The 17,330-nt window shown below is 64.7% G+C and carries 16 protein-coding genes; 3 read left to right on the forward strand and 13 right to left on the reverse strand.

Going from position 1 to position 17,330, the window contains the following annotated elements:
• Window positions 1–81 precede the first annotated feature (81 nt).
• The 7 genes from P9A16_RS04280 to P9A16_RS04310 all read right to left on the reverse strand — a co-directional run bounded on the left by P9A16_RS04280 (window position 82) and on the right by P9A16_RS04310 (window position 6,949).
• Window positions 82–255 carry a DUF1328 domain-containing protein gene (locus tag P9A16_RS04280; protein ID WP_023515812.1) on the reverse strand — a complete coding sequence of 58 codons (174 nt, stop codon included), beginning with the start codon at window positions 253–255 and terminating at the stop codon, window positions 82–84.
• A gap of 107 nt (window positions 256–362) precedes the next feature.
• Window positions 363–1,790: a gamma-aminobutyraldehyde dehydrogenase gene (locus tag P9A16_RS04285; RefSeq protein ID WP_023515813.1), complete on the reverse strand. Its 1,428-nt coding sequence runs from the start codon at window positions 1,788–1,790 to the stop codon at window positions 363–365.
• Window positions 1,791–1,813: 23 nt separating this feature from the next.
• A complete protein-coding gene (locus tag P9A16_RS04290; RefSeq protein WP_023515814.1) occupies window positions 1,814–2,629 on the reverse strand; it encodes an ABC transporter permease in 816 nt (271 codons plus the stop codon).
• Window positions 2,619–3,569: an ABC transporter permease gene (locus tag P9A16_RS04295; protein WP_023515815.1), complete on the reverse strand. Its 951-nt coding sequence runs from the start codon at window positions 3,567–3,569 to the stop codon at window positions 2,619–2,621. The genes P9A16_RS04290 and P9A16_RS04295 overlap by 11 nt, the downstream gene beginning before the upstream one ends.
• The gene (locus P9A16_RS04300) at window positions 3,566–4,564 is read right to left on the reverse strand and encodes an ABC transporter ATP-binding protein (RefSeq protein ID WP_023515816.1); all 999 of its coding nucleotides are present in this window, start codon (window positions 4,562–4,564) and stop codon (window positions 3,566–3,568) included. Before P9A16_RS04300 ends, P9A16_RS04295 begins: the two co-directional genes overlap by 4 nt.
• A 189-nt stretch (window positions 4,565–4,753) precedes the next feature.
• Entirely contained in the window at window positions 4,754–5,914 is a 1,161-nt protein-coding gene (locus tag P9A16_RS04305) for an ABC transporter substrate-binding protein (RefSeq protein ID WP_023515817.1), read from the reverse strand.
• Between the two features lie 126 nt (window positions 5,915–6,040).
• Window positions 6,041–6,949: a LysR family transcriptional regulator gene (locus tag P9A16_RS04310; protein WP_023515818.1), complete on the reverse strand. Its 909-nt coding sequence runs from the start codon at window positions 6,947–6,949 to the stop codon at window positions 6,041–6,043.
• Between the two features lie 216 nt (window positions 6,950–7,165).
• Here P9A16_RS04310 and P9A16_RS04315 point away from each other — a divergent pair, with 216 nt between their 5' ends.
• Genes P9A16_RS04315 through P9A16_RS04325 form a run of 3 tightly spaced genes read left to right on the forward strand, consistent with a single transcriptional unit; the run spans window position 7,166 to window position 8,840 of the window.
• Entirely contained in the window at window positions 7,166–8,077 is a 912-nt protein-coding gene (locus tag P9A16_RS04315; RefSeq protein ID WP_023515819.1) for an alpha/beta hydrolase, read from the forward strand.
• On the forward strand, window positions 8,074–8,490 hold the full coding sequence (locus P9A16_RS04320) for an ACT domain-containing protein (protein ID WP_023515820.1): 417 nt from the start codon (window positions 8,074–8,076) through the stop codon (window positions 8,488–8,490). The genes P9A16_RS04315 and P9A16_RS04320 overlap by 4 nt, the downstream gene beginning before the upstream one ends.
• Window positions 8,490–8,840: a PAAR domain-containing protein gene (locus tag P9A16_RS04325; RefSeq protein WP_023515821.1), complete on the forward strand. Its 351-nt coding sequence runs from the start codon at window positions 8,490–8,492 to the stop codon at window positions 8,838–8,840. The genes P9A16_RS04320 and P9A16_RS04325 overlap by 1 nt, the downstream gene beginning before the upstream one ends.
• A gap of 208 nt (window positions 8,841–9,048) precedes the next feature.
• On the opposite strand, the gene P9A16_RS04330 is transcribed toward P9A16_RS04325, so the two are convergent.
• From P9A16_RS04330 to P9A16_RS04355, 6 genes are all read right to left on the reverse strand, one after another.
• The gene (locus tag P9A16_RS04330) at window positions 9,049–10,680 is read right to left on the reverse strand and encodes an ABC transporter ATP-binding protein (protein ID WP_023515822.1); all 1,632 of its coding nucleotides are present in this window, start codon (window positions 10,678–10,680) and stop codon (window positions 9,049–9,051) included.
• Entirely contained in the window at window positions 10,673–11,500 is an 828-nt protein-coding gene (locus tag P9A16_RS04335; RefSeq protein ID WP_023515823.1) for an ABC transporter permease, read from the reverse strand. The genes P9A16_RS04330 and P9A16_RS04335 overlap by 8 nt, the downstream gene beginning before the upstream one ends.
• Entirely contained in the window at window positions 11,497–12,606 is a 1,110-nt protein-coding gene (locus P9A16_RS04340; RefSeq protein WP_023515824.1) for an ABC transporter permease, read from the reverse strand. The genes P9A16_RS04335 and P9A16_RS04340 overlap by 4 nt, the downstream gene beginning before the upstream one ends.
• On the reverse strand, window positions 12,606–14,195 hold the full coding sequence (locus P9A16_RS04345) for an ABC transporter substrate-binding protein (RefSeq protein WP_023515825.1): 1,590 nt from the start codon (window positions 14,193–14,195) through the stop codon (window positions 12,606–12,608). Before P9A16_RS04345 ends, P9A16_RS04340 begins: the two co-directional genes overlap by 1 nt.
• 279 nt (window positions 14,196–14,474) lie before the next feature.
• Complete coding sequence (locus tag P9A16_RS04350; protein WP_023513346.1) at window positions 14,475–15,257, reverse strand: carnitinyl-CoA dehydratase; 783 nt, start codon at window positions 15,255–15,257, stop codon at window positions 14,475–14,477.
• A complete protein-coding gene (locus P9A16_RS04355; protein WP_023513347.1) occupies window positions 15,254–17,329 on the reverse strand; it encodes an acetate--CoA ligase family protein in 2,076 nt (691 codons plus the stop codon). The genes P9A16_RS04350 and P9A16_RS04355 overlap by 4 nt, the downstream gene beginning before the upstream one ends.
• Window position 17,330: the final 1 nt, after the last annotated feature.

Here is a 17,330-nt window from a genome sequence, read left to right on the forward strand (position 1 = left end):
CGGCAAGAAATTATATGACTTAAGCGCTCATGATTTAGCCGATGTTGCCGATATGCAACGCAGGTTGTGGATGATCTGCACTCAGAAGGCGAGGCTGCCGGCCATCACTGCAAGCACAAGGAAAATCAGGAAGATGATGAGGGCGATGGCGAAGAGCACCTTGGCAATCGTCGCCGTGGCGGCCGACACGCCGGAGAAGCCCAGAAAGCCTGCGATCAGCGAGACGACGAGGAAGATAAGGGCCCATTTCAGCACGGCGAAGCCTCCGATTGTGTCGGAGTAAAGACGCGTGACGGACAAAAAAGTTCCGGGGCAGCGGGAGCGCCCCGGAAGGTGGCCGCGCTCTTGGGCGGCTGGGAGGATTAGTCGTGACTGATCATCACGTGGCGCACGGCGGTGTAGTCCTCCAGTGCATAGATCGACATGTCCTTGCCGTAGCCCGACTGCTTGACGCCGCCATGGGGCATTTCGGTGGTCAGCATGAAGTGGGTGTTGATCCAGGTGCAGCCGTATTGCAGGCGGGCGGCGGCTTTCATCGCCTTGCCGATGTCCTTGGTCCAGACGGAGGAGGCGAGGCCGTAGTCGCTGTCATTCGCCCAGGCGACGGCCTGGTCCGCCTCGGAGAAGCGGGTGACGGAGACGACGGGGCCGAAGACCTCGCGGCGCACGATCTCGTCGTCCTGGGTCGCGCCGGCCACCACGGTCGGCTGGAAGAAGTAGCCGTCGTCGCTGCCGGCCCGGCCTCCCGTGGTGATCTCGATATGCTTCACCTCGGCGGCGCGCTCGACGAAGCTGGCGACGCGGTCGCGCTGGCGCTTGGAGATCAGCGGGCCGATCTCGTTCTGCGTGTCGTCGGGGTCGTTGTATTTGATGGTCGAGACGGCGGCCGAGAGGTCGGCGACCAGTTTTTCGTAGATGCCGTCCTGCGCGTAGATGCGGCAGGCTGCCGTGCAGTCCTGGCCGGCATTGTAGTAGCCGAAGGCGCGGATGCCCGAGACGACGGCGTCGAGGTCCGCATCGTCGAAGACGACGACGGGGGCCTTGCCGCCGAGTTCCAGATGGGTGCGCTTGACCGTCTTGGCGGCGGCGGCGAGCACCTTCTTGCCGGTCGCCACGTCGCCGGTGATCGATACCATGTTGATCTTCGGATGGTTGATCAGCGCATTGCCAACCGTCTCGCCGCGGCCGAGCACGATGTTGACCACGCCTTCCGGCAGGATGTCGGCAAGCAGCTTCGCCATCTTCAGCGCCGTCAGCGGCGTCTGCTCGGAGGGCTTGAAGACGACGGTGTTGCCGCCGGCAATGGCCGGGGCCAGCTTCCAGGCCATCATCATCAGCGGATAGTTCCATGGCGCGATCGAGCCGACGATGCCGATCGGGTCGCGCCGCACCATGGAGGTGAAGCCGGGCAGGTATTCGGCGGCGACCGGGGCGCTCAGCGAGCGGATGGCGCCGGCAAAGAAGCGCCAGCAATCGACGATGGCGGGCAGTTCGTCATTGCGCGCGGCATTGATCGGCTTGCCGCAATTGAGCGATTCCAGCGCCGCGAAGGCATCGGCGTCCTTCTCGATCGCGTCGGCGATCTTCAGGAGGTAGCCGGAGCGTTCGGCGGGCGTGGTGGTCGCCCAGGAGACGAAGGCCCTTTCGGCGGCGTCGACGGCAGCGTCGATCTGGGCGTAGGAGGCTTCCGGCAGGTCGACGATCTTCGCGCCCGTCTTCGGGTTCAGGATGTGCTCCTCGGCCTCGGTGCCGGCTTCGAAACGCGAGCCGATCAGCATCTGGGTGTCCATCGTGGTTCTCCCTTATCGTTGGTTCATTTGCCGGCGCCGGCGACCTGGTCGCCGTCGCGGGTGAGGTAGTAGGCGCCGAGGATCGGCAGGAAGGTGACGAGCACCACGACCATGGCGACGACGTTGGTCACCGGCCGCTGGCGCGGGCGCACCAGTTCCTCCAGCATCCAGATCGGCAGGGTCGATTGCTGGCCGGCGGTGAAGGTGGTGACGATCACCTCGTCGAAGGAGAGGGCGAAGGCGAGCATGCCGCCGGCGAGCAGGGCGGTGCCGATGTTCGGCAGGATGATGTAGCGGAAGGTCTGGAAACTGTCGGCGCCGAGGTCCATCGAGGCCTCGATCAGCGAGCCCGAGACGCGGCGGAAGCGGGCGACGGCATTGTTGTAGACGACCACGACGCAGAAGGTCGCGTGGCCGAGCACGATCGTCCAGAAGGAGAAGGGGATTTCCGCAAACGAGAAGGCCGAGCGCAGTGCGATGCCGGTGATGATGCCGGGCAGGGCGATCGGCAGGATGACGAGCAGCGAGATCGTCTCCCGGCCGAAGAATTTCGTGCGGGAAACGGCGGCGGCGCACAGCGTGCCGAGCACCAGGGCGACGGCGGTCGAGATGGACGCGACGCGAACGGAAAGCCCCATCGCCTCCCAGACATCCGGCCGGTTCCAGGTAACGGCGAACCATTGCAGCGTATAGCCCGGCGGCGGGAACTGGTAGCTCTTCTCCTCCGTCGTGAAGGCATAGAGGAAGATGAGCAGGATCGGCAGGTGCAGGAAGAGAAGGCCGAGCCCAGCGGCGATCTTCAGGCCGAGCGGGGCCGAGGTGTTTTTGTCAGAGCGCATCGAAGGCTCCCTGTCGCTTGGCCATCCAGAGATAGAGGCCCATGATGACGATCGGCACGACGGAGAAGGCGGCGGCGAGCGGGATGTTGCCGGCCGTGCCCTGCTGGGCATAGACCGCCTGGCCGATGAAGAGCCGCGACGAGCCGATGATCTGCGGGATGATGTAGTCGCCCAATGTCAGTGAGAAGGTGAAGATCGAGCCGGCGATGATGCCGGGCAGCGCCAGGGGGAAGAGGACATGGCGGAAGGTCTGCGCCGGGTTGCCGCCGAGATCGGCGGAAGCCTCGATCAGGTTGCCCGGCACGCGCTCCAGCGCCGCCTGGATCGGCAGGATCATGAAGGGCATCCAGACATAGATGAAAACGATGAAGGTGCCGGTATAGCTGATCGACAGCGACGAACCGCCGACGACGGGCAGCGCCAGCCAGGCATCGAGCAGCCAGGAAAGATGCAGCTTGGCGAAGGCCCAGGTGACGATGCCTTCCTTGGCGAGGATGAGCTTCCAGGCATAGACTTTCACGAGATAGCTCGACCACAGCGGCAGCATGACGCCGAGGTAGAAGACGACCTTCCATTTTCCGCGGGCATAGCGCGCCGCGTAATAGGCGATCGGAAAGGCGATGGCGGCGGAGGCGAGCGTCACCAGAACGGCCATCAGCACGGTGCGCAGGATGATGTCGAAATTCGACGGGATGAGCAGCTGCTTGTAGGTGGCGAGCGTGAACTCGTAGTTGATCAGCCCGGAAAAGTCGTCGATCGAAAAGAAGCTCTGCAAGAGGAGCGCGAAGAGCGCGCCGAGATAGATAACGCCGAGCCAGAGGAGCGGTGGCGTCAGCATCAGGAGCAGCAGGATCCTCGGGTTGCGCCAGAAGAAATCCGAAAGCCGCCCGGAGGCGCCTTCGCGGCGCGCGAGGATGGAGGTGTCGGCGGCGACGCTCATTGGGCACCGTCCATCGCGTGCAGGTCTTCCGGCAGGAAGGAGAGGGTGACCGTCTCGCCCTGTGCAGGGACCGTGAGGGATGCCGGGATCATCGCTGCGATGCGGGCGCCGGCGGTCTCCACCGTCACGCGGTTTGCCGCGCCGAGGAAGCTCGTCGCCGTCACGCGGCCGGAAAACTGCTTGCGGCCCGGGCCGGTGTCCCCCAGCGCGATCGCCTCCGGCCTGAGGCTTGCATAGTTCCGGCCGAAGCCGAGCGTCGCCACGAAATCGGGCGGCAGCACATTAGAGGAACCGACGAAATCGGCGACGAAACGCGTCTTCGGCCGCTTGTAAACCTCTTCCGGCGTGCCGAGCTGCTGGATCTTGCCCTCGCTGAAGACGGCGATGCGGTCGGCCATCGACAGGGCCTCGCCCTGGTCGTGGGTGACGAAGACGAAGGTGATGCCCAGCGACTTTTGCAGGCTCTTCAGTTCCTCCTGCATCTGCTCGCGCAGCTTGAGATCAAGCGCGCCGAGCGGTTCGTCGAGAAGGAGCACGCGGGGGCGATTGACGAGCGCGCGGGCCAGTGCCACGCGCTGGCGCTGGCCACCGGAGAGCTGGCCGGGCCGGCGTGTGCCGTAGCCCGGCAGTTTTACCATGGCGAGCGCTTCCTCGGCTGCCTTCAGTCGCTCCGCCTTGCCGACGCCCTTGACCATCAGCCCGTAGGCGACGTTCTCGAGGATCGAGAGATGCGGGAAGAGGGCGTAGTCCTGAAAGACCGTATTGACGTTGCGCCGGTAGGGCGGCACGCCCTCCGCCGTCTCGCCAAAGATCTCGATATGGCCCGAGGTCGGCTGCTCGAAACCGGCCATCAGGCGCAGGCACGTCGTCTTGCCGGAACCGGACGGGCCCAGCATGGCGAAGAACTCACCCTCGGTTATTGCGAGGTCCACGCTGTCGACGGCACGCACGGCGCCGAAGTGGCGGGAGACTTGCTGGAACAGGACGGCGGTCATGGGGGCTCCGGGTGTCTTGTGTTCTGCCCCTCATCCGCCTGCCGGCACCTTCTCCCCGCAAGCGGGGCGAAGGAGGCATGAGGACACGTTCCCGCTGCCGATCAACCGTCGGGGCGAACGAAGTATCTTGGGGCACGTTCCCTCTCCCCGCCTGCGGGGAGAGGGTTAGGGTGAGGGGCTATTGCGGCCTCATCGGCCGCCGATCACGCCGATATAGTCGGAGACCCAGCGATGGTAGGGCACGCACTCGCCCTGGCTTTCGCACTTGGTCACCGGCGTGCGCCAGAAGGCGATCTTCTCGAAGTTCTCGAACCCGTTGGTCTTGCAGCCTTCATCGGTCAGCAGCGCATTGCCCTTGCAGGCGGCCGGAACGGAGGGAACTGCGCCGAACCAGGCGGCGGCATCGCCCTGCACCTTGGCGGACAGCGAGTGCTCCATCCACATATAGGCGCAGTTCGGATGCTGGCTTTCGGCATGCAGCATGGTCGTGTCCGACCAGCCCGTCACACCCTCTTCCGGGAAGGTCGAGGCGATCGGCTGCTTTTCGGCCTGCATCAGGTTGACCTGGAACGGCCAGGAGCCGGAGGCGACGACGCCTTCGTTCTTGAAGTCGTCGATCTGGATCATCGCGTCATGCCAGTAGCGGCCGACCAACGTGCGCTGCACGCGCAGCAGGTCGAGCGCGGCCTTGTACTGGTCTTCGTTGAGTTCGTAGGGATCCTTGATGCCGAGTTCCGGCTTGTGCTTCATCAGGTATTGCGCGGCGTCGGCGATGTGGATCGGGCCGTCATAGGCCTGTACGCGCCCCTTGTTCGACTTGCCGTCCGGCAGCGTCATCTCCTCGAAGACGACGTTCCAGCTTTTCGGGGCTTCGCCCTTGAAGGCCTCGGTGTTGTACATCAGGACGTTCGGCCCCCAGAGATAGGGTGTGCCGTAGTGCACGCCGTTCACGGTATGCCAGGGCGCGTTCTGCAAGCGCTCGTCGATGGTCTTCCAGCTCGGGATGAGATCGGTGTTGATCGGCTGGACGCGCTTGCCTGCGACGAGGCGGAGCGACGCGTCGCCCGAGGCGGTGACGAGGTCGAAGCCGCCCTCGTTCATCAGCGCCACCATTTCGTCCGAGGTGGCGGCAGTCTTCACGGTGACCTTGCAGCTCGTCTTCTTCTCGAACTCGGTGACCCAGTCATAGTTCTTGTCCGTCTCGCCGCGCTCGATATAGCCGGCCCAGGCGACGATGGAGACTTCGCCTTCGCCGGCGCCAAGTGCCTTCAGCGGTTCCTGGGCGATGGCTGCGGTGGTGAAGGCGAGCGAAAGGGTAAGCGCGGTGCAGGAATGCAGAAGTCGCGTCATGACAGTCTCCCGGTTTGATCCGCTTTGCTGCGGTATTGTTCCCGGATGAAAAGGTGCCGCGATTTCGCCGCTTTCGCAAATTCATTAATCAGAATGTCGCTATCGGAAATTCCGAAATCGTAGGTGTTATCTTCCCCGCCCGCTCCTCAGCGCCTCCGCCAGCCCCACAAAATCCCGCGCCGCCTGCGGCAGGCTGGATCCCTTGCGCCAGACCATGCCGACCTGCACGACCGGTAGCGCGCCGGAGACGTCGCGGCTTTCGATGCGGTCGCCTTCCAGCGACCAGGGACGGTAGACAAGGTCGGGCAGGAGCGCGATGCCTGCCCCGGTGGCCACAAGGCTGCGCACCGCCTCCACCGAGCGGGTGCGGAAGGCGACATGCGGGCGGGCGCCGAGTGCGGTCAGAAGCTTGCCGGTGTTCTCTTCGATTTCATCGACCGTCAGCATGATCAGCGGTTCCTTCGCGATGTCGCTGACCGAGATGATGTCGGCCGCGACGAGCGGGTGGCCGATCGGCAGCCAGAGGCGATAGGGCGAGGTTTCCAGGATTTCCGCCTGCAACGCCATGCGGTCGCGCAGGTTCGAGATGACCATGACGGCAACGTCGAGCTCGCCGCCGACCAGGAGATGCTCGAGATAGGAGCCGTTGTCCTCGATGGCGCTCACCTCGATGCCGGGAAAGGCGCGGCGATAGCGCGAGAGCAGGTCCGACAGCACGTAGCCGGCGACGAGGGACGTGACGCCGAGATTGAGCTGGCCCTTTTCCGCCGTGCGGTTGTCGGAAAAGGAGCGGCGGGCGTCCGAGACGTTCGACAGGATTTTTGTGGCGTGACGCAGGAACTGGTGGCCGTTGTGCGTGGTCGTCAACCCGCGCGGATGGCGCTCGAAGAGTTCGACGCCGAGGTCGGATTCAAGCTCCTTGATGGCCTCGGTGATCGAGGATTGCGAGATCGAGAGGATTTGCGCGGCGCGCGTTACGGACCCTTGTTCCGCGACGGCGACGAAATATTGCAGTTGCCGGAAGGTGAATGCCATGGCGGCAGTTAATATGCCTGGCGCGGGCGAAGCAAGCCGCGAAAATTCCTTGGGAAAGCCGCGGATGGGACAGGCGTGCGGGAGGCGTGCTGCTATGATCCCCGCCGCAAGCATTTTCAGCCGGCACGGCATCGTCGTGCCGGCCGATGCTGCAACCGGACAAGCCCCTGCAGCCGTTCCGCCGAGCCGAAACGGTGCCGGCAACGAGGAGCCGCCATGACCGAACGCCCCATGCCGACCGAGGAGGGCATTCTCGCCTTCCACAAGCGCTGCGAGGGTTTTTATCCCGCCGATGCCGTCGATGCGGATATCGGGCAGCAGCGCGGCTGGTACGATGCGCTCTGCGCCGCCTTCGACGCACCGCCGCCTGCGGGCATGACCAAGCAGGACAGCGTCATTGCCGGGCGCATTCCTGTGCGCCGCTACCGCCCGGCGGCGATGACGAGCGCGACGCGGCTTTTCTACATTCACGGCGGCGGCTTCGTCGTCGGCTCGCTCGACAGCCATGACGCGATCTGCGCCGAGCTTTGCGAGGCCGCGGGCGCCGAGCTTGTGTCCGTGGATTACCGCCTGTCGCCGGAGCATGTCTGGCCCGCCGCCTTCGACGATTGCTGGGCCGTGCTGATCGAGCTTCTGTTGGAAAATCACCCGGTCGTGGTGATCGGCGACAGCGCGGGGGGAAACCTTGCGGCCGGCATCGTGCTGAAGGCACGCGACGAGGAGCTGAAGGGCATTGCCGGGCAGGCGCTGGTCTATCCGGGTCTCGGCGGTGACCTTGCTTCCGGTTCCTATCTGGAAATGGCCGAGGCGCCGGGCCTTTCGACTGCCGATGTCGCCTATTACCGGGAGGTCTACAAGGCGCCGGAGGAGGCCGCGCACGCCTTCCCGCTGCGGGCGGAAAACCTTGCCGCCCTGCCGTCCACCTTCATTACCGGTGCTTTTTTCGATCCGCTGCGCGACGATGCGCGAGCCTATGCCGCGCGGCTGGCGCTCGCCGGCGTGCCGGTGGAGTTTCGCGAGGAAAAGCAGATGATCCATGCGTGGCTGCGTGCCCGTTTCATGAGCGCGGGGGCGAGGGCCGGTTTTGCGGCGCTGTGTGATGCCGTGCGCCGGATGGCCCGTCCATGAGCGGTGTTACCGATCTCGACGAACTGCTCGCGACGATGGAGCCGGCACTGGTCGAAGGCCGCTTCGTCTATGCCTCTGTGCCGGGCGACGAGTTCGCCCGGTGCCTCCTGCGTGCGCCGATCGGCGTCTTCCGGGAGGCGGAGGGCGTGACGCTGATCCTGCCTTTCGAGGCGGCGGACGGACTGGCTGTCAGCCCTCCGATGCGCATGATCACGCTCACGGTGCATTCCTCGCTGGAGGCAGTGGGACTGACGGCGGCCTTCGCGACGGCGCTGACGACGGAAGGGATCAGCGCCAACGTGGTTGCCGGTTACCATCACGACCATATATTCGTGCCGGAGCGGGATGCCGAACGGGCACTCGAAACGCTGCTGGCGCTGTCCCGCACGGCGCGTGAAAAGGGAGACAAGTGATGCGATTTTTGCGGCTGGCTAGCGCGGTTCTGGCCTTCAGTCTTTTGGCGGGGGGGCCGTCCGTCTCCTTTGCGGAGGATGCGCCGGCGCCCCTTCCGTCCTGCGCCCTCTCCGGCTCGAAGAGCGTCTTCATCGGCGGCGCGCCGGCGCTTCGGCTTTCCGACGTGGTGAACTGCCCGCCGGAACTTTACGAGATCGTGCCGAGCATCATGATCGAGGGCCAGCCGATGGTGAAATTCCGCTCGGGCGTCGGCGAGAAGGGCAATTGCACCGCGCGGGGCGATGAGACCGTGTCGGTGGAGGGCGAATCGGCGAGCCGTCTCGGGGATGTGACCTGCACGCAGAATTGAATGTTCGGAGGATTTGCCCCTCACCCTAACCCTCTCCCCGCAAGCAGGGAGAGCGGGACTTGCCCGACGCGACGCTGTTCCTTGAGGAGAACGGTGCGGCATATCCCTTCGCCCCGCTTGCGGGGAGAAGGTGGCCGGCAGGCCGGATGAGGGGCGGCTCTTGGAGTTGCCGTAAAAGGAAACGGGCGACCTCCGCCGCCCGCTTTTGTCAATTGCCGGCGCTTTCCATGCGCCGCGTGGTCAGCACCCGCTCCAGCCAGCCGATCTCCATCTCGGGAACGGATTTCAGCAGTAGGTCCGTATAGTCGTCGAAGGGCGGAGAAAGCACCTTCGATTTCGGGCCGAAGCGCACGAGTTTGCCCCGGTGCATCACGGCCACCGAATCGGCGATGGCGCGCACGATGGCGATGTCGTGGGTGATGAACATGTAGGAGACGTGGGTCTCGTCCTGGAGTTTCAGCAGCAGTTTCAGGATGCCTTCGGCCACCAGCGGGTCGAGGGCGGATGTCGGCTCGTCGCAGAGGATGAGTTCCGGCTGGGCCGCCAGCGCCCTTGCGATGGCGACGCGCTGCTTCTGGCCGCCGGAGAGTTCGGCCGGATAGCGGTCGGCGAAGCGGCCGCCCATCTCGATCTGTTCCAGCAGTTCCTTCACCCGCTCGGTCTTCTGCTGGCCGCGCATGCCGTAGTAGAAGGTGAGCGGGCGGCCGATGATGTCGCGCACCGTCTGGCGCGGGTTCATCGCGGTGTCGGCCATCTGGTAGATCATCTGGATGCGGCGAAGCTCGTCGTTCGACCGGCCCTTCAGCGCCTTCGGCAAAGCCTTGCCGTCGAAACTGATCGTGCCGTCCTGCGGCGGCAAGAGGCCGGTGATGACGCGGGCGAGGGTGGATTTGCCCGAGCCGGATTCGCCCACCACCGCCAAGGTCTGGCCCTTCGGCAGGTGCAGCGAGACGTTTTGCAGCACCTTGAAGCCGTTGGAATAGCCGGCGGTGACGTTTTCGACTTTCAGAAGCGTGTTCGACTGGTCGGGCGCTTCGTCCCGCTTGGTGCCGCGCACGTTGACCAGCGCGCGGGTGTAATCCTGCGTCGGGGCCTCGATGATCTGCTTGACCGAGCCGTATTCGATCATCTTGCCGTGACGGAGAACGAGGATGTCGTCCGTGATCTGCGCCACGACCGCAAGGTCGTGGGTGATGTAGAGCGCGGCCGTATGCGTCTCCTCGATGGCGTGCTTGATGGCGGCGAGCACGTCGATCTGCGTCGTCACGTCGAGCGCGGTGGTCGGTTCGTCGAAGACGATGAGTTCCGGGTTGGGGCAGAGCGCCATGGCGGTCATGGCGCGCTGGAGCTGGCCGCCGGAGACCTGGTGCGGATAGCGCTGGCCGAAGGTTTCGGGGCTGGGCAGGCCAAGCACCCTGAACAGGTAGAGCGCGCGCTTTTCCGCCTCCGCCCGGCTCATGATGCCGTGTTTCAGCGAAGCCTCGATCACCTGTTCGCCGAGCCGGTGGGCAGGGTTGAAGGCGGCGGCCGCCGATTGCGCGACGTAGCAGACCTTGCAGCCGCGCACCTTGCGGATGCCCGACGGCGAGAGTTTCAGGAGGTCCTCGCCGTTGAGCTTCACCTCGCCGCCGGTGATGCGCACCCCGCCGCGCCCGTAGGCCAGCGCAGTGAGGCCGATGGTCGACTTGCCGGCGCCCGATTCGCCGATGAGGCCGAGCACCTTGCCCTTCTCAACGTCGAAATTCACGCCTTCGACGAGTGTCACGGTTTTCGGCGGTTCGCCCGGCGGATAGCTGGTCGCCTCGATCTTGAGGTTTCTGACGGAAAGCAGGTCAGGCATCGCCGCGGCCCCCCTTGAGGCTGGAGGTACGTTTCATCAGCCAGTCGACCACGAGGTTGACGCAGATGGCGAGCCCGGCGATCGCCCCGCCCGGAATGAGGGCGGCGGAAATGCCGAAGATGATGCCGTCCTTGTTGTCCTTGACCATGCCGCCCCAGTCGGCCGCCGGCGGCTGGATGCCGAGGCCGAGGAAGGAGAGGGTGGAGAGGAACAGGATCGAGAAGGCGAAGCGCAGGCCGAACTCGGCAAGCAGCGGCGAGAGCGTGTTGGGCAGGATTTCCCGAAAAATGATCCAGCCGGTGCCTTCGCCGCGCAGCCTTGCCGCCTCCACGAATTCCATGACCGCCACATCGAGCGCGACGGCGCGGCCGATGCGGTAGACGCGGGTTGAGTCGAGGATCGCCATGACGAGGATCAGGATCCAGAGCTGCTGCGGCAGAACCGCGAGCACGACGAGCGCGAAGATCAGCGTCGGGATCGCCATCATCAGGTCGTTGAAGCGGGAAAACGCCTGGTCGACGAGCCCACCCGTCACCGCCGCCGTGAAGGAGAGCAGCATGCCGAGCGAGAAGGCGAGGATCGTTGCCGCCAGCGCCACGAAGATCGTGGTGCGCGCGCCGAAGATCAGCCGCGAAAAGAGATCGCGGCCGAGATTGTCGGTGCCGAGCAGGAAATCGCCGCCCATCGGCTGCCAGACGGAGCCGACGATCTCGCTTTCGCCATAGGGGGCGATGAGGGGGGCGAAGAGAGCGCAGAAGACGGCGAGCAGGATGCCGATGATGCCGACCCAGGCGCTGATGGGGATGGTGGAAAGTCTCATCGCGGATGCCTCAATCTGGGGTTCGCGACGATCGCAAGGATATCGGCGAACATGTTGAGGAAGATGTAGAAGGCGGCGAAGATCAGGCCGCAGGCCTGCACGACGGGCATGTCGCGCACCGTCACGGCGTCGACCATGTACTGGCCCATGCCGGGATAGACGAAGACGACCTCCACGACGACGACGCCGACCACGAGATAGGCAAGGTTCAGCGCGATGACGTTGATGACGGGCGCGACGGCGTTCGGCGCCGCGTGCTTGGCGATGATGCGCAGGCCGGAAAGGCCCTTGAGTTCCGCCGTTTCGACATAGGCAGACGACATGACGTTGAGGATCGCCGCCCGGGTCATGCGCATCATGTGGGCGAGCACGACGAGGACGAGCGTCGCCGTGGGTAGGGCGATGGCGGAGAGGCGCTCGCCGATCGTCATCGATTCATAGACGGTTGCGGGGAAGGTCGCGACACCCATCTGCACGGCGAAGAACAGGATCAGGAGGTAGCCGACGAAGAATTCCGGCAGGGAAATCGCCGCCAGCGAGATGACGTTGATGATCTTGTCGGGCATGCGGTTTCGGTATTGCACCGCGAGCATGCCGAGGCCGACCGCGAGCGGCACCGAGATGATCGCCGCGAAGAAGGCGAGGAACAGCGAATTGCCAAGGCGTTTGCCGATCTGCTCGCCGACCGAGTTTTTCGAGGCCCAGGAATTGCCGAAGTCACCCTGGATGGCGCCACCGAGCCAGTTGAAATAGCGTGTGGTGGCGGGCTGGTCGAGACCGAGATCCTTGCGGATGTTCTCGATGGCCTGCGGCGTTGCGGACTGGCCGAGATAGGTCGTCGCAAAATCGCCCGGCAAGGCTTCCACGCCCCCGAAGATCATCAGGGACACGGCGAAGAGCAAGGCCACGCTGAGCGCGAAGCGTTGCGCGATGAGCGCCACCAGGGGGCTGCTCTTGCTGAGTTTCGCCCAGAACGAAGGCGTGCCTTCGTCTATGGGGGCTCCCGTGGACGCAACCGACCCGGCAACGCCGGCAGACTGCGGGGCTTCGCCCGCAGTCGCCGTTGCTGTCAGCTCCGGACCGTGCGCCGGTCCGTTGCCGGTCATCAGGCGTCGAGCCACACGCGGGTTGCGACATAGCCGTTCGACATGTCGTTGCCGATGTCGTGCACGTAGCCTTTCACCTGCTTGGAGGAGGCGTTCACGAAGTCGTTGAACATCGGCAGGATCAGGCCGCCTTCGTCACGCACCATCATGGCCATGGCGCGGTACATTTCCTTGCGCTTGGCTTCGTCGAGTTCCGAGCGGGCCTGGAGCACCATCTTGTCGAAGTCTTCGCGCAGGAAGCGTGTGTCGTTCCAGTCGGCCTTCGAAAGGTAGGCTGTCGAATACATCTGGTCCTGCGTCGGACGGCCACCCCAGTAGGAGGTCGAGAAGGGCTGTACGTTCCAGACGTTCGACCAGTAGCCGTCGCCGGGCTCGCGCTTCACCTCGATCTCGATGCCGGCCTTCTTGGCGCTCTCCTGGTAGAGCACGGCTGCGTCGACGGCGCCCGGGAAGGCGACATCCGACGTGCGCAGCAGGACGGAGCCGCTGTGGCCCGATTTCTTGTAGTGGAAGGCCGCCTTGTCCGGATCGTAGGCGCGCTGTTCGATGCCCTCGGGGAAGAGGGCATAGGTCTCGTTGATCGGGAAGTCGTTGCCGACCTTGCCATAGCCGCCGAGCACCTTTTCCAGCATGGTCTCGCGGTCCATCGCGTATTTCAGCGCAAGGCGCAGGTCGTTGTTGTCGAACGGCGCCGTGTTGCAATGCATGATGAAGACATAGTGGCCGCGGCCGGAGGTGGAGAGCACTTCCACGGTCGGTGCGCGCTTCAGGAGGTCGACGGTCTTCGGATCGACGCGGTTGATATAGTGCACCTGGCCGGAGGAGAGTGCGGCGATGCGGGCCGTCTTGTCGTTCATCGCGATCATTTCGATCGTGTCGACGAAGCCGCGGTCCTGACGCCAGTCGTCCTTGTTGCGCTCGAAGGTGGCGCGCACGCCCGCTTCGAAGCTCGTCACCTTGTAGGGGCCGGTGCCGATCATGGCGTTCGGATCGTCAAGGCCGCCATTCGGCTGGATGACGAGGTGGTAGTCGGTGAGCAGCAGCGGCAGGTCGGCATTGCCTTCGGTCAGCACCAGCACCAGCTTGTCGCCGTCGGCCTTGATTTCCTTGATCGACTTCATGACGCCGAGCGCGCCCGATTCCGACTTCTCGTCCGTGTGGCGCTGCAGGGTCTTGATGACGTCGTCGACGGTCAGTTCCTTGCCGTCGTGGAATTTGACGCCCTTGCGGATGGTGAACGTCCAGGTCGAGGCATCGGCGGACGGCTCCCAGGATTCGGCGAGCGCCGGCACGGGCTTGCCGGTCAGCGGTTCGGATTCGACGAGCATGTCGCCCCAGTTGCGACCGACGACGAACATGAACTGCGAGAGCGCCTTGGCGGGATCCTTCGAGTCGGTTGCGGCCGCGCCTTCAAGGCCGAGCTTCAGGTTGCCGCCGCGCTTGGGCTCCTGCGCGCGTGCCGCGGTGTCGAACATCGTGCCGGCGACGGCGAGCGTGACGCCGAAAGCGGCGGCGCGGCCCATGAACTCGCGGCGGTTCATCTTGCCGAGCGAAACCTGGCTGGTGAGATATTTGGTGTAATCAGTCATTCCCCTGTTCCCTTTTGCTGGCCCATTAGGTGGGCATTTGTCGTTATGATTGGCAGAATTTCTGTTTTTCGCCTCTAAGGCAACCTTACGGCCGGCATTTTATGCCGACAGAAGCGCATTTCCGTCCTCCGAAAGCCTCCTCCCTGCGCCGCAATGCGGCTCGTCGTTCCATAAATTTAACCACGCATTCGTCGCGTGTAACGCCCTAAATTATCTATTCCTTCCATAAGTCTGATTTATGGAAAGATGCGGATTGCGCCCGATGCAGGGGCGCACTCCTCATCGTCCCTTCCAGATGGGATCACGTTTTTCCGCGAAGGCGCGGGCGCCCTCGAGCTGATCTTCGCTGGAATAGAGAATATCGACCGTGCGGAACTGCCGCTTGGTGATCTTGTTCATGGTCGCCTGGAAGGTCTCGCCCTCGGCGGCGCGCACCACTTCCTTGATGGCGGCATAGACGAGCGGCGGGCCGCTTTCGAGCAGGCGCGCCAGTTCCCAGGCGCGGTCGAGCAACCTGTCTGCGGGCAGGATCTCGTTGACGAACCCCCAGCGATGCGCCTCCTGCACGTCCAGCCATCGGCCGGTCAAAAGCATGTCCATGGCGATGTGGTAAGGGATGCGCTTCGGCAGCTTGATCGAGGCGGCATCCGCCACGGTGCCGGAGCGGATTTCCGGCAGCGCGAAGGTCGCGTGTTCGGCGGCGAGGATGAGGTCGGTGGAGAGCGCGATTTCGAGGCCCCCGCCGCAGCAGATGCCGTTGACGGCCGCGATGATCGGTTTGTTGAGGTCACGCAGTTCCTGCATGCCGCCGAAACCGCCGACGCCGTAGTCGCCATCGACGGCATCGCCGCCGGCAGCAGCCTTCAGGTCCCATCCCGGACAGAAGAATTTCTCCCCCGCGCCGGTGATGATGGCGACACGCAGGCTTTCGTCGTCGCGGAAATCCGCAAAGATCTTGCCCATGATGCGGCTGGTCGCGAGATCGATGGCGTTCGCCTTGGGGCGATCGATGGTGACTTCGAGGATGCCGCCCTCGCGGCGCTGTCTTATCGGTCCGGTCATGGATTTTTCCTCAGACGGATCAGGGCATCGGCTGCGACGACACCGTCGCCTTCCGGCAGCACCATGATGGGATTAACGTCCAGTTCTTCGATTATTGAAGCGTTTGAAACGACATAGGATGCCGCTGATGCGACGGCGGCGACGAGGGCGTCGATATCGCCCTTCGGCGCGCCGCGGTAGCCGGCGAGCAGTTTTGCGATCTTGAGGCTGGCGATCGCCTCCCGGATCGCCTTTTCGTCGGTCGGCAGGGTCAGGATCGCGGAATCCTCGAGCAATTCGACGAGGATACCGCCGGCGCCGATGGTGAGGACTGGCCCGGCGACCGGATCGCGCATCGCTCCGACGATGAGTTCGGCGACGGGTTTTCCCACCATCTTTTCCACGAGGAAACCGGAGGCGACGTCCGCCATGGTTTTTGCCGCGGCCAAAACGGCTGCGCGGTCCGCAAGGTTCAGCTTGACGGCGCCGGCCTCTGTCTTGTGCGCGACGCCAAGGCCCTTCAGCACGACCGGGAAGCCGAGTTTTTCCGCGGCATTGGCGGCGGCCTCTGCCGTTTCTGCGGTAAGGCCCTTTGGAACGGCAAGGCCATGGGCGGCGAGCGCCTGCTTGGCCTCGTGTTCGGTGAGCGTGACGGGTTCTCCTTCGCCGCCTACGGTCTTGAGCAGCGGCGCGGATTGCGGCCGCGCCCAGGCTTCGCCGATGCCGGCGGCGGCGTCGGCGGCGGCAAGCGCCTCCTCGATGCCGTAGAAGGGCACGACGCCGTTCTGCATCAGCATTTCGGCGGTTTCCTCCGGCATGTTTTCGCCCATGCTGGCGACGATGCCGGCATGGGCGCCCGTGGCCTTGGCGGCGTCGATGACGGCGTGGCAGGTGGTGATCCAGTCGCTCGCGTCGCAGCGGTCGAGACGCGGGAAATCGAGAACGACGAGGTTGAGGCCGTAACCCCCCTCCATCATGGTGGTGAAGGCAGCAGTCTGTTTTTCGCGGTTGCCCCAGACGAAGGTGTGGTAGTCGAGCGGGTTGGAGATTGTCACCATCTGGCCGAGCGTTTCGCGCAGCGGCTGGCGCTGGACATCCTTCAGCGCACGGTAATTGACCTTCCGCTTCACGCCGGCGTCAGCCATCAGCGAGGCTTCGCCGCCCGAGCAGGACATCGAGGAGATGTCGAAGTTCGGCAGCGGACCGGCGACATGCAGCAGCTTCAGCGTTTCCAGGAGTTCCGGCAGGGTCTCGACGCGGCCGATGCCGAGGCGGGCGAGCAGGGCCGAGGAGACCGCATCGTTACCGGCGAGCGAGGCGGTGTGCGAGACGGTGGCGAGCTGCGCCTGTTCCGATTTGCCGACCTTCAGCGTGACGACGGGCTTTTTCAAGTCGCGTGCGCGCTGACCGAGGCGTTCCAGCGCTTCGAGGCTGTCGAAACCTTCGATATGCAGGCCGACGGCGGTGACGCGCGGGTCTTCGAGGACCGCGCAGGCGAGGTCGGCGAGGCCGGTCTGCGCCTGGTTGCCGGCGGTCAGGATGTAGGCGAGCGGCAGGCCACGCTGCTGCATGGAGATGTTGCAGGCGATGTTGGAGGATTGCGTGAGGACCGCGACGCCCTTTTCGGTCCGCAGCATGCCGTGCTGGTCGGGCCAGAGCAGGGCGCCATCCAGCATGTTGATGAAGCCGTAGCAGTTCGGCCCGAGGACCGGCATGTTGCCGGCCGCCGCCACCAGCGCCTTCTGGAGGTCGTCGCCATCGGAAAGCTCGCTGACGGCCTCGCGGAAACCGGAGGCGTAGCAGACCGCGCCGCCCGCGCCGCGCGCCGAGAGGTCGCGGATGATGCCGATGGTGAGTTCCCGGTTGACGCCGACGAAGGAGGCGTCCGGCGCGCCCGGCAGGTCGGCGACCGAGCGGTAGCATTTGCGGCCGAGGATTTCGTCCTCGCGCGGGTGCACGGGCCAGATTTCACCTGAGAAGCCCATCTTGTCGCACTGGAAGATGACCCGCCGCGCCTCTTTGCCGCCGAAGACGGCGATGGATTTCGGGCGGATGAGGCGGTCGAGAGGGGTGTTGCGGGCAATGCCAGCCATG

The organism is Shinella sp. 838, from assembly GCF_029623935.1.
Lineage (GTDB): Bacteria > Pseudomonadota > Alphaproteobacteria > Rhizobiales > Rhizobiaceae > Shinella.

Coding starts and splice junctions, on each gene's coding strand:
- P9A16_RS04300 (WP_023515816.1), bottom strand. CDS start 4,564: ATGACCGCCGTCCTGTTCCAGCAAGTCTCCCGCCACTTCGGCGCCGTG.
- P9A16_RS04345 (WP_023515825.1), bottom strand. CDS start 14,195: ATGACTGATTACACCAAATATCTCACCAGCCAGGTTTCGCTCGGCAAG.
- P9A16_RS04340 (WP_023515824.1), bottom strand. CDS start 12,606: ATGACCGGCAACGGACCGGCGCACGGTCCGGAGCTGACAGCAACGGCG.
- P9A16_RS04290 (WP_023515814.1), bottom strand. CDS start 2,629: ATGCGCTCTGACAAAAACACCTCGGCCCCGCTCGGCCTGAAGATCGCC.
- P9A16_RS04315 (WP_023515819.1), top strand. CDS start 7,166: ATGACCGAACGCCCCATGCCGACCGAGGAGGGCATTCTCGCCTTCCAC.
- P9A16_RS04325 (WP_023515821.1), top strand. CDS start 8,490: ATGCGATTTTTGCGGCTGGCTAGCGCGGTTCTGGCCTTCAGTCTTTTG.
- P9A16_RS04295 (WP_023515815.1), bottom strand. CDS start 3,569: ATGAGCGTCGCCGCCGACACCTCCATCCTCGCGCGCCGCGAAGGCGCC.
- P9A16_RS04355 (WP_023513347.1), bottom strand. CDS start 17,329: ATGGCTGGCATTGCCCGCAACACCCCTCTCGACCGCCTCATCCGCCCG.
- P9A16_RS04335 (WP_023515823.1), bottom strand. CDS start 11,500: ATGAGACTTTCCACCATCCCCATCAGCGCCTGGGTCGGCATCATCGGC.
- P9A16_RS04285 (WP_023515813.1), bottom strand. CDS start 1,790: ATGGACACCCAGATGCTGATCGGCTCGCGTTTCGAAGCCGGCACCGAG.
- P9A16_RS04330 (WP_023515822.1), bottom strand. CDS start 10,680: ATGCCTGACCTGCTTTCCGTCAGAAACCTCAAGATCGAGGCGACCAGC.
- P9A16_RS04310 (WP_023515818.1), bottom strand. CDS start 6,949: ATGGCATTCACCTTCCGGCAACTGCAATATTTCGTCGCCGTCGCGGAA.
- P9A16_RS04320 (WP_023515820.1), top strand. CDS start 8,074: ATGAGCGGTGTTACCGATCTCGACGAACTGCTCGCGACGATGGAGCCG.
- P9A16_RS04305 (WP_023515817.1), bottom strand. CDS start 5,914: ATGACGCGACTTCTGCATTCCTGCACCGCGCTTACCCTTTCGCTCGCC.
- P9A16_RS04350 (WP_023513346.1), bottom strand. CDS start 15,257: ATGACCGGACCGATAAGACAGCGCCGCGAGGGCGGCATCCTCGAAGTC.